This window comes from Flavobacterium azizsancarii, from assembly GCF_027980145.1.
Classification (GTDB): Bacteria; Bacteroidota; Bacteroidia; order Flavobacteriales; family Flavobacteriaceae; genus Flavobacterium; species Flavobacterium azizsancarii.
The window spans coordinates 39,384-51,951 of record NZ_JAMZNK010000007.1 but is presented as its reverse complement, the minus strand read 5'-3'; the positions used below and the strand labels follow the sequence as shown (position 1 = coordinate 51,951).

Sequence of the window (12,568 nt, the reverse complement as noted above, 5' to 3'; positions counted from 1 at the left end):
TCATCCTGATGAAGAAAAAAAACTCTTTTTACGGAATCACTACTTCTGAATAATTTACATTTTTTATATTATTTTAAAAATAAACCCTGAAGCAGTTTCATATTTCCCACCTTGTGAAGCGCTAAACATATAAGTTGCTTTTCCGTTTTGAAACAATAATTGCGGACGCTCTAATCTACCATATCTATTTAAATGTTTTGGTGCTTCGGGTTGATCGATGTATTTATTTATGGGCTGATAGGCAATTTGAGGATCGCTCCAATTTTTTCCGTCATCAGAATCCATATACAAACCGTAATCGATACCAAAAACGCCCATATCTCTTGCTAGCATTTTGAATTTCTTATTTTCGTACCATACAAAAGCATCCTCACATTGTTTATTATCTCCAAGTTTCGAAAAATCAATTACCGGATTGTATTCGTATTTTTCATAAGGTCCATGAAGTGATTTCGATATTGCCAATCCATATTTTCTATTGCCTTTTACAGGAAATTTTGGATGTTCGTAATTTTCTGTGTCCAATGATTTATAATACAGCCAGTATTCACCGTTTGGATGTTTCAAAAAAGACGGATTTGTTGTTAAAAGATCATCCCAGCAACCTTCTTTCCCAGGCAATAACAAAGGTTGATCTGGTCTTTTCCAAGGTCCGTAAAGAGAATCGGCGGTCGCTAAGCCGATAAGTTTCGTATTCATTTTTCCGTTAGAATTTCCCATAAAAAAAAGGGCATATTTTCCCTCTACGAAATGAATACTGGGATTATGGCAAGTCGTTGCGTCCCAAAAACCCTCACCTCTGGGTACTAAAACTGTACCTACATATTCGTAAGGTCCTTCAGGAGTATTGGCAACAGCATGAGCAATCTCTGAACTGTTGATCCAACCGCTCATACCTTTTGCCTTTGGCCATCTTGAAAAAAACACATGAATCTTACCATCAGGCCCTTCTATGGGGCTGTTGCACCAAACGTAATAATCTTCAAATTCTAAAGCGCGTCCGACTGGTCGAAGTCGTTTCTGGAAATCAGACAGCTTTGGATTATTCATAAAATTTCCGGCTTCTACTGAAAATGGAAGGCACAAACCAACTACAGCCAGGGAATTTCCGATGATAAATTGTCTTCTATTCATTTTGGTTTTATTCAATTATAATTTAGTGAACTTATTACGATTTTTAAACACCGAGAAAATATAAATGCCCATTAAAATAATCGCAACTTACTTTTTCTCTGTTTTTATTTCCCAATTATCTGTTCTAAAAGGCGAAGCAGGCAAGTTTTCGTTATTAAATAAATTAGGCTCGGGAATTGCTTTCCAGGCGAAACGAACCGCAACAGGTTCTTTTACTTTTGAGGAAGAAACTACTATCGTTTTTCCTTCTATTTTCGCGTCAGCCGGATAAAAAACCTGGTCGTTTCCTGCTACTTCAAATTCTTTTAGAGTTTCTTCCTTTTTCTTCAGACCAGACTCGGCGTAATCAAAAAACAATTGTGCCTTTTGTTTTTTAATTTTCATACGATTAAAAATCGGTCCTGAATACACCAGATTATTTTCTCCATAGGTTTTAGCACGCGCAATTAAAGAGAGTCTGTATCCCACGGTCTGTTTGTCTATTGGGTGAATATTGTTTGCGTCTCCAACATCTGTTGTAACAACCATTGCGCTATTTGGGATTATTTTTAAGGATATTAATTGCGCTTCCCGTATTTCTGCATTCTGTCCTTTATGAGGCGTAATCTGAACATAATAAAACGGAAAATCTCCTTGATTCCATTCTGCTCTCCAGCTTTTTACCATGGCAGGAAATAAAGTTCTGTATAAATACGCTTTTCCAGAATTGCTTTCGCCCTGATACCAGATCGTTCCTTTTATAGTATAATTTACTATGGGGTGAAGCATGGCATTGTACAAAACATAAGAGGTTTTGTTGGGTTCTTTTTTAGGCTTTTTGAATTGATCCTTTGGCGCATTTTCTGCACTTGCAATTCGTTCATTTATTAAATTCAAATAATACGTTTCGAGCTTTTCCTGATATACTTTTTCGCTTTTTGCATCTTCCTGAAGAATGGGCAAAAAGGTAACTTCTTTTTCTAAAACACTTTGAGCCGTCCATGCTTCGGCTTTTGTACCTCCCCATGAAGTTGAAATTAAGCCTATTGGTACTTTTAATTTTTGATATAAATCTCTGCCAAAGAAATAGGCTACGGCAGAGAATGTTGTGATACTTTCTGGCGAACATTCTTTCCAGCTTCCTTTAAGGTCATCAAGTGGTGTTGGCGAGGCATTCAGTGCAACGGTAAATAATCTTATAGACGGATATGTTGCGTTTTTAATTTCTTCCTGATAGTTTTTAACTCCGGTTTTCCAGGTTTTATCTTCTCTTCCAACAGGAAAAAACATATTGGACTGACCCGAACAAAGCCATACTTCGCCAATTAAAACATTTTTTAGCACAATGGTGTTAGCTGCATTGATTGTGATATCATATGGTTTTTGGCTGCCTGCAGGAGTGTCTACTGCAATTTTCCAATTTCCATCAGCATCAGCAATCGTTTCTATCGGAAGATTATTCCATCCTAAACGAATCGATATTTTCTCGTTTGCAGATGCCCACCCCCATAAATTTACTTTGGCTTTTTGCTGTAAAACCATATTATCCCCTACCAGAGCTGGAAGTTTAACTTGTGCTGATAGTGATGAAATTGCGCTTAGAACAAATAAAAATAAAAGAAATCTTTTTAAATAAATCATTGCTATATTTTTAAATACTAAAACTTTAAATTTAAATAATTAAACATAAAAAGCATCCTGTGCTTCTCTGTTTGATCTAATCTTGTTAATGAAAAGAAGCTGCCTTTAAAAGACAGCTTCTTTCAAAAAAAAACTTGAGTAATATCAATTAATCGTAACCTGGATTCTGATCGTAAAGTCCTGGAACTGCTAAGATTTCAGACAACGGAATTGGATATAACAATGAATTATTTTCAATTGTTCTGATTTTCCCTTCAGTATCTTCTGCCGCTTTCCAGGCGTTCATAATTGCCACTGCTTTACCGGATCTGATCAGATCAAACCATCTGGTTCCTTCTGAGAAGAATTCTTTTCTTCTTTCTGTAAAGAGTTGATCCAGAGTAATATTTACAGCATCTGCCGGAACACCCGCTCTTGTTCTTACCTGATTTACAATTGCATCAACATCAGCCTGGGATCCGCCTCCGCCGTGAAGTGTACATTCGGCCATTAACATTAAAACATCTGTATAACGCGTTACCATGAAATCTACACCCCAGTCTTCACGCCCGTTTCCGTATCTTGCAGGATCAATGTACTTTTTGAAAACAGGAAGTGTATAACTCCCTTTATATGTACCTGTTTCGACTGTATAACTCGTTGCTATGCCAAATATTTTTCTTTTATCAGTGGCTGCGAACAAATTTAAAAAACCAGCCGAAATTTGCTTGGACTCTAAAGCTCCTTGTGCTGATAAATTTACTGATGCAAAATAAGGCTCGTAACCCAACTCTACCATAAAATTCCCTCCAACTGCAAGGGGAAGACTTTGTGTATATGGAATCGTTAATACATTCTCCAGATTAGCATTTCCTTCTACTTTAAAAATAGCCTCGTAATCTTCGCCAACCTTATATAATCCGCTGTTTTTAATATCGCTTAATTGTTGGTAGGCTTTATCCCATTCGTTTAAACCAAGTGTAGCACCGTCAATTCCGTTGGTTGGGCTGGAACGTGTCATGTATACAAGACCCAATAATGATTTTGCTCCATATTTTGTAACTCTTCCAAAATTGGCTGCATCATACGCCGGAAGTAAATCAGGAATGGCCAGTTCAAGATCTGAGATGATTAGTTTATAAACATCTGCAACCGGGGTTCTTTTTATCTTAGCTGCTTCTGTTGCTGTCATTGTTCTTTCCATCAAAGGAACTTTCCCAAACCATCTAATGAGATCAAAATAACAAAACGCTCTTAAAAAACGAGCTTCAGCAGTCATGGCAGCTTTATCAGCTGGATTTGTAAAAATCTGATCTCCTTTTTCGGTTATTTTCTCCAATAACTGATTGGCTTTGTTGATCGCATTATAATTACTTATATAGGCTTCTTTTACATAAGCATTAGAACTTATAGAAGTGTAAAAGCTATTAATACCTTCCCAATCTCTTGAAGCTAGTGTGGTTGCCAGCAAATTATCAGATCTTACTTCGCTTAAATTCAAAACTCTGTTGGCATAACCATAAGTTCCCATTCCGTGAAAAGCTACTGAATAAGTGGCATTTCTGGCCTGAACAAAATCACCGGGAGTAGCATAAAAATTCTCAATTGTTCCCTGAGATAACGGTAATTGATTTAATTCATCATTGCAGGATGTAAAGGCAAAGAATACCAAAGCACTTGCAGCTAAATAAATATATTTTTTCATTTTATTTTAATTAAAATTAATGTTAAGTCCTATTACTAAAGATTTTGCCAAAGGCGCTCCTCCATAATCTACCGGCACAGAAAAATCACTGTTTGAACTTGCCGATGTATTGACGGCTTCCGGATTAAAACCAACTTTATACTTGTTCCAGTAGAACCAATTTTCTCCTGTTACATACAATCTCATATTATCAATCCTACTCAATCCTTTAATTGCTTGCTTTAAGTTATATCCAATTGTAATGTTTCTTATACTCACGTAATCTGATTTATACAACCAATCTGAATTGGCCTGATAGCCAAAAGAAGTTCTCCAGTTTCCTCTTACTGAAGGATCTACATTTAGTGAATTCTCTACAGATCCCATTCCGGTTCTGTCAATAGCACGTCCTGTTAATCCGTAAACTGTTCCTCCGTTTTGTCCCTGAACCAAAATATTCAGATCAATATCTTTATACTTGAAAGTATTGGTGATTCCCCAGGTATATTTAGGCGTTGGATTTCCTAAATCTACACGGTCATCTGAATTGATTTTTTTATCGCCATTCTGGTCAATGTATCTTGGATCTCCTAAAACCAATTTATTACCTCCAATTGTGGTTCCTCCTGTATCAATATCAGCCTGGGTAACTACACCGTTTTGTTTGAGTCCGAAGATGGTGTACATTGGTTTTCCAACTTCTAATTTTATAAAAGGAACTCCTCCGTCGTAAGCATTACTAATTTCAATTTTAGATTGATCTGGACCCAAGGCCAAAACTTTATTTTCGTTGTGGCTGATATTGGCTGATGTTCTCCATTCAAAACTTGGAGTCTTTACATTTAAAGAGCTCAATTCAAATTCCCACCCTTGGTTTTGTACCTCACCTACATTGGTCAGATAACTTGTAAATCCGGTAGCCCCCACAATAGGCACTCTTAAAAGTAATTCGCTGTTCGTTTTTCTATAAACCTCAAATGTTCCTGAGAGTCTGTTTTTAATCACACCAAAATCCAATCCTAAATCAACACTTCGTGATTCTTCCCAGTGCAAGGAAGGATTTGGTATTGATCCTGCTCCCTGTCCTATTGCTGCTGCACCACCAATCGAATAATTGTAAGTTGCCAGGGTTGCAAAAGAAGCATAACTGCCAATATTGTTACTTCCGTTAATACCTGTACTCGCCCTAAGTTTTAAATCGCTAAGCCAGTCTACATTTTGCATAAACTCTTCTTGCTTTATTCTCCATCCCAGGGAAAGAGAAGGAAAAACTCCCCATTGTCTGTCTGATCCAAATTTTGAAGAACCATCACGTCTAACACTTGCAGATACTATGTATTTTTCTTTGTAGTTGTATTGCAATCTTGCAAAATAAGAAAGTAGTGTACTTTTTTCAGCATTAGTAGAACCTAATGATCCTGTTGGCAATGTTTCAACAGTCGAGCTGTTATAAAGTGCTCCGGAAGACAACGTTGACCTCATAATTTCATAGGAACTAAAGGATTGTCCTAAAAGCAAATTAATATTATGGTTTCCTATTGATTTATCGTAATTTAAAGTGTTTTCATTTACTAAATTTTGTCTTCTATAGGTGTTATACCCTCCTCTGATACTAGCCTGAACATCATTTGGGGTATAACTTTCGGTTGTATTATCTGAGTTATCAAAGTTTAGTGTACTCTTCCAGGTAAATCCTTTAGCAAACCCATAAGTGGCATAAGTCGAAATCAAAGTTCTGTACATCGAGTTTTTTCCCGTTTTTGCTAGTGCATTGAGCATATTGGTTGTGCTGCTTCCCCACATATATCTGGTGGTATATTTTTCTCCTGCCGCGTTAGAGGCACTTTCAAAAACTGGTGTAGCGGTAAGTGCTTTAAAAAGTGTATTGTCTTTTCCTTCTACTCCCGGATCATTCTTTATAGAATAAGATGGCGCAATATTGATTCCCATTTTAAAGCTTTCTGATAATTTTACATCAACATTTGCTCTGGCAGAAAACAGGGTATAATCAGTCCCAATAATGTATCCTGTATTTTTCTGATAATTGGCAGAAACATAGTAATTGACAACATCTGTAGCTCCTGAAGCTGATAATTGATAATTATTGAATTCTCCTGTACGGAAAACTTTATCCTGCCAGTCGATATAATCCAAGCCCGGATGTCCAGGAATATCCCATCTGTCATCGTACAAATACGTATAATATCTGCTATTGGCCGTGTTAAGTGGCGCTGTTGGATTTTTTGCATTATAAGCCGCAATTCGCTCTTGAGTATTCTGGCTTGCCGAAGCGCCCGCTATCCCTGATCCTACCCATTGTGAATCAATCATGGTTTTAGCCCTGTCGATCCACCCTTGAGAAGATAACATATCGACTCTGTTGGCTTCCTTGTTTACACCACCATAAGTATTAAAAGTAAATTTTGGTTTTCCCTTTTTTCCTTTTTTTGTTGTAATTAAAACTACTCCGTTTGATGCTCTGGATCCGTAGATAGACGCTGCCGCCGCATCTTTTAAGACTTCTATAGATTCTACATCATTTGGGTTCATATTATCAAGTGGACTACCGCTGGAGAATCCGCCATTACTGTTTGAACCTTCTGTATAAATAGGGAATCCATCTACTACGTATAAAGGCTCATTTCCGGCAGTAATAGATCCTGCTCCCCTTATTTCGATACTAAAGGGCTGGCCCGGTAAACCTGAAGTTTGTTTTACACGAACACCGGCAACCTGCCCAATTAATCCCTGGTCAATTCTTGAGATTGGTCTTTCTGTAAAATTTTCTGTTTTAATTCCTGAAATAGCTCCTGTCGTTAGTTTTTTCTTTTGAGTTCCGTATCCAATTACAACAACTTCATTCAGGTTTGAACTCTCTGCATCTAAAGAAATACTATAAGTGTTTGTGGCACCTATTTTTACTTCTTTTTTAATAAATCCTATGAAAGAAAAAATTAAAGTTTCTCCCTCAGAAGCCTTGATACTAAATTTTCCGTCAAAATCAGTACTCGTTCCGCGATTTGTTCCTTTAACAATGACATTGACTCCCGGTATTGAGAGTTTAGACGGATCAGTTACTGTTCCTGTAACTGTTTTTTCTTGCGCATAACCCGATGCATGTAGTAATGCAAAGAAGGCCATAATCAGCAAAAGATTCAGCTTGTTTTTCATAAAAGTTAAAATTTGGTTAGTTTAATAGTTATTCCAAATTTATCCAGAAGTAGTTCCCGCAGTATCCTGTAGTATCCTGTTATATTTCAGCAGATTATATTTATTTTTATGTTTATTTTAACACGAAAACAGTTCAACTGCCTGATTTACAATCTTTAATTAATTGCGAAATACAAAAATATCATATCCAAAATTTTATTAAAATATTTTTCAGTATTTCTTATTTATTTAAAACAATAAATAAGAATTCACAAAGGAATACCCGTATTTTATAAATAATTAATTTTTTAATATAATTAATAAAAACAGGATGCTACAGGATAGCATTTTGATACACTACAGCTACTTTTACTTTGTTGCAACAAATAAAAACTAACAATGTTTCCGTTTTTTTTATCTGTACAATTATATTAACTAAACCTTTGAATAAATAATGAAACCAACCAGATTAAACCTCTTTATTACATTATTGTTTTGCTGCGTGTTTAGTTCTTTTGCGCAGCAAACCGTTTCTCCATGGCCGGAATTGGAAAGCATCAATAAGCCCTGGACTCGTTGGTGGTGGATGGGAAGCGCGGTTGACAAACCTAACCTGAAGAAAAGCCTGATCGATTTTGATAAGGCGGGAATTGGCGGTGTGGAGATAACGCCCATATATGGCGTAAAAGGCGAAGAGAATAATTTTATAGATTATCTGTCTCCAAAATGGATGGAAATGCTGGATTATACAATTCATGTTGCGGACAGTCTTCACATGCAGGTCGATATGGTTTTAGGAACAGGATGGCCATACGGAGGTTCTCAGGTGACTTTGCCTTATGCAGCAACCAAATTAATTGTACAAAAATATGTACTTAAGAAAAATGAAACTTTCAATAAAAACATTACAATTGACAGCAGTAAAGAAAAAATACCGGCGCAGCTTTTGTATGTTGTAGCGTACGGAAGCGATGGCAAATATATTGACCTAACAGATCAGCTAAAAAAGAACAAAACTAATTCGAAAGATAAAGGACTTGAAGGTACTCCTGTTGCCTTACCCAATCTGTCAGAACCCGATAAACTGAACTGGAAAGCTACTAAAACAGATTACACAATATACGCCGTATTTAGCGGTAAAACCGGACAACAGGTAAAAAGAGCTGCTCCGGGAGGAAAAGGATATACTTTAGATCATTATTCAAAGGAAGCTTTCAATGCTTATGTGGTTCCGTTCAATACCGTTTTTAAAGGACGTGAAGGAAAAATTCGTGCTATTTTTAATGATAGTTTTGAAGTATACGGAACTGATTTTACGCCTAATTTTTTTGAAGAATTTAAAACATTAAGGGGCTATGATTTAAAAAAGCAATTGCCTGTTTTACTCAATGAAACAGACAATGAGATTGGCAACCGCATAAGAAGTGATTACAGGCAAACTATTGGGGATTTATTACTGCATAAATTTGATGAGTCATGGACAAAGTGGGCGCATTCTAAAAACTTTAAGACTAAACTTCAGGCGCATGGCTCTCCTGGAAATCTAATCGATTTATATGCATCTGCAGATATTCCGGAGTGTGAAACTTTTGGTTCAATGCCATTTGATATTCCGGGTTTCAGACGAGAGAAACAAGATATTCGAGAAGGCGATGCTGATCCTGTAATGCTCAAATTCTCATCCTCTGCCGCTCATATCGCGGGAAAAAATCTGGTTTCATCGGAGACTTTTACCTGGCTTAGGGAACATTTTAAAACCGCTTTATCGCAATGTAAACCAGAAGTCGAAGATTTGATGCTCAATGGTGTAAATCATGTTTTTCTGCATGGTTCTACTTACTCGCCAACGCGCGCGGCATGGCCGGGATGGCAATTTTATGCTTCTGTAAATTTTAATGCAAATAATAGTATTTGGGAAGATGCCCCTGCTCTTTTTTCATACATAGCCAACTGTCAGTCGTTATTGCAACAAGGAAAATCTGATAATGAAATCTTGCTTTACTGGCCCATTTTTGATACCTGGGATAAATATCAAAAAGGAGATTTATTCTTTCAGTTCAAAATACATTCTTTATCTGAGTGGTTGTACGAGACTTCCTTTTACGACACTACTAAAAGTTTAATCAAAAAAGGATATGGTGTTGATTTTATATCTGACAATTTTATATCGGAGGCCAAAGTCATAAACGGAAAAATCATTTTACCCGGAGGAAGTTTTAAATCGCTCATTGTTCCTTCCTGCAAAAAGATGCCACTTGGAACTTTGCAAAAGCTAATCGAACTCAAAAAAGCAGGTGCTTCGATTGTTTTTGAGGGTTTGCCGGAATCGGTTCCGGGATTTAATGATTATAAAAAACAAGAAGAACAGCTACAGAATCTCTTGTCAGCAAATAAAGAACAGTTAAAACCAACTTCAGATCTCTTTAAAACCTTAGAAAATGCTCAGATATATCCCGAAGCACTTGTTGATACGGGGCTAAAATATATCAGAAGAACGATCGATGGTGAGAAGATTTATTACCTAGTGAACCATACTCCAAAAACAATCGATACTTTTATTCCACTTCAGATTGGCAATAAAGAAGTTGTTATTTTCGATCCGTTGACCAGGGCATACGGGAATGCTATTGTCAATAAAAAAGCTAATACTACAGAGGTTAAACTCAAAATTGAACCGGGGCAATCTTATTTTCTAAAAACAGAAAATACAATATCTCAAAAAAAATGGATTTATTACGAGTCAACCGGCAATGCAATTACTTTAAAAGGAAACTGGAAAATAACTTTTGACAAAGGCGGACCACAATTACCGGCAAGCACTACGGTATCCTATTTAGAATCCTGGACAAAATTGAGTCCTGAGGCAGAAGCTTTTTCGGGAACAGCTACTTATACTTTAGATTTTGAGAATCCAAATCACAAAGCAGCCTTTTGGAACCTGAATCTGGGAGATGTTCGTGAGAGTGCAAAAGTCTGGATAAATGACCAATATATTGGTACTGCCTGGTCTGTTCCTTATCAATTGAATCTTAAAAAATTGAAAACAGGAAAAAACACTTTAAAAGTTCAGGTGACTAATCTTTCTGCTAACAGGATCAGGGATATGGAACGAAAAGGTCAGGAATGGAAAATTTTCTACGAAATAAATATGGTTGATAAAGATTATAAAAAATTTGATGCCACAAAATGGAATCCTACTCCTTCGGGATTGTTAGGTCCTGTTACCATTACGCCATTAAAAGAACAAAACTAATTATTAAATAACGAGTATTAAAATGAGTAAATTACTTTTATTTTTCGCTATATGCCTTTCTTATACTAACATAACAAATGCACAAGAGCCTTTTGACAAAAAATTGGTCCTGAAACAAATGGTGCTTGCCAATGATTATTTTATGCAAAAATGGCCTGAGACGGGCAAAACAATCATCACAAATAAAGAGCGTCCGAGCAATATCTGGACTCGTGGTGTTTATTATGAAGGACTCATGTCATTGCACGAAATTTTTCCTAAAGAAGCTTATTATAATTATGCATATGGGTGGTCAGAATTTCATAAATGGGGTTTTAATGGCGGCAATACGACCCGGAATGCCGACAATTATTGCGCGGCCCAAACCTATATCGATTTATACAATTTAGAACCGGACCCTAAAAAGTTAAAAAATACAAAAGCGAATATCAATATGCTTTTAAGTACGCCTCAGCTCGATGATTGGTCCTGGATTGATGCTATACAAATGGGTATGCCTGTTTTTGCAAAATTGGGCGTTCTGGAAAAAGACAATCGCTATTTCGAGAAAATGTATGAAATGTATCTGTACTCGAGAAATAAACATGGGGATCACGGGCTTTTTAATCCTAAAGATGGCCTTTGGTGGCGTGATGCTGATTTTGATCCTCCGTATAAAGAACCAAATGGAGAAGATTGCTACTGGAGCCGGGGCAATGGCTGGGTAATTGCCGCACTGGCAAAAGTGCTTACTATTATTCCGGAGAATGCGCCACACAGGGCGCAATATGTAAAAGATTTAAAAGCGATGGCAGCAGCTTTGCTTCCCATTCAAAGAGCCGATGGTTTTTGGAATGTGAGTCTACATGATCCTACAAATTACGGAGAGAAAGAAACTTCAGGAACGGCTTTATTTGTTTACGGAATGGCCTATGGAATAAACAGTGGAATTTTGAAAAAAGAAACTTATTTGCCTGTAATACAAAAGGCGTGGAATGCAATGACTACGGAGAGTCTGCATACAAATGGTTTTTTAGGTTATTTGCAATCCACAGGAAAAGAACCGAAAGATGGTCAGCCTTTATCGTATGATAAAATTCCTGACTTTGAAGATTATGGATTAGGCTGCTTTTTACTGGCAGGTTCAGAAATCTATAAGATGAAATAGTTATAGATTAAGCTATATTTTATTATGGTGAAGAAAAAAAATTAGAATATGGCAGTGGGGTCATATTCTAATTTAACGAATTATACTTTAATGACAGGCGTTACATTGTTTTGAAGAAAAACAACTAATTCATCTATTTTTCTGTTTTTATATTTATTTGAAATTGAAACGATATATCCATTTTTGTCCTTAAAATAGAGAAAGAAAAAGTCTTTTGTTAAAATTGCCTTTTCTATATAGCACCATTTATAAGTAAAGGCTCCAAGAGGGGAATCAATACAGATAAAAGAACTGGTAAATCTGAATTTATACCTATTTACAAAGCCTTCAAATTCTAGCAATTTGTTGACAAAATAAAATATCAAGCTGCAAGCTGCATTTACAATCAAATACTGAAAAAATAAAAAACACGCAACAACAAAAAAAGTCCTAATAATCCAGTGGGTTAAATCGTTGTCTGAATTAAAAAAATCAAAAAAAACACCTCCTAGCAATAAAGCGCTCAAAACAAACAGAATTCTCTTATGGTATAAACCTTTAAAATACATCTTATTAAGCTTTCGTATTTCTGATAAGTTCAATTCAAACTCTAAGAAAAAAT

The 12,568-nt window shown here is 36.3% G+C and carries 6 protein-coding genes; 2 read left to right on the top strand and 4 right to left on the bottom strand.

All coding sequences use genetic code 11. From position 1 onward, the window contains the following. Positions 1 to 63: 63 nt before the first annotated feature. From NJT12_RS06350 to NJT12_RS06335, 4 genes are all read right to left on the bottom strand, one after another. Positions 64 to 1,134, bottom strand: a complete 1,071-nt coding sequence (locus tag NJT12_RS06350; RefSeq protein ID WP_271335047.1) for a glycoside hydrolase family protein — start codon at positions 1,132 to 1,134, stop codon at positions 64 to 66. Between the two features lie 87 nt (positions 1,135 to 1,221). After that, complete coding sequence (locus NJT12_RS06345; protein ID WP_271335046.1) at positions 1,222 to 2,754, bottom strand: sialate O-acetylesterase; 1,533 nt, start codon at positions 2,752 to 2,754, stop codon at positions 1,222 to 1,224. A gap of 148 nt (positions 2,755 to 2,902) precedes the next feature. Continuing rightward, entirely contained in the window at positions 2,903 to 4,438 is a 1,536-nt protein-coding gene (locus tag NJT12_RS06340; protein WP_271335045.1) for a RagB/SusD family nutrient uptake outer membrane protein, read from the bottom strand. A gap of 6 nt (positions 4,439 to 4,444) precedes the next feature. Next, positions 4,445 to 7,588, bottom strand: a complete 3,144-nt coding sequence (locus tag NJT12_RS06335; protein ID WP_271335044.1) for a SusC/RagA family TonB-linked outer membrane protein — start codon at positions 7,586 to 7,588, stop codon at positions 4,445 to 4,447. A gap of 433 nt (positions 7,589 to 8,021) precedes the next feature. Here NJT12_RS06335 and NJT12_RS06330 point away from each other — a divergent pair, with 433 nt between their 5' ends. Together NJT12_RS06330 and NJT12_RS06325 are read left to right on the top strand one after the other, a co-directional pair. After that, on the top strand, positions 8,022 to 10,820 hold the full coding sequence (locus NJT12_RS06330; protein ID WP_271335043.1) for a glycosyl hydrolase: 2,799 nt from the start codon (positions 8,022 to 8,024) through the stop codon (positions 10,818 to 10,820). Positions 10,821 to 10,842: 22 nt separating this feature from the next. Next, positions 10,843 to 11,967, top strand: a complete 1,125-nt coding sequence (locus NJT12_RS06325; RefSeq protein WP_271335042.1) for a glycoside hydrolase family 88/105 protein — start codon at positions 10,843 to 10,845, stop codon at positions 11,965 to 11,967. Positions 11,968 to 12,568: the final 601 nt, after the last annotated feature.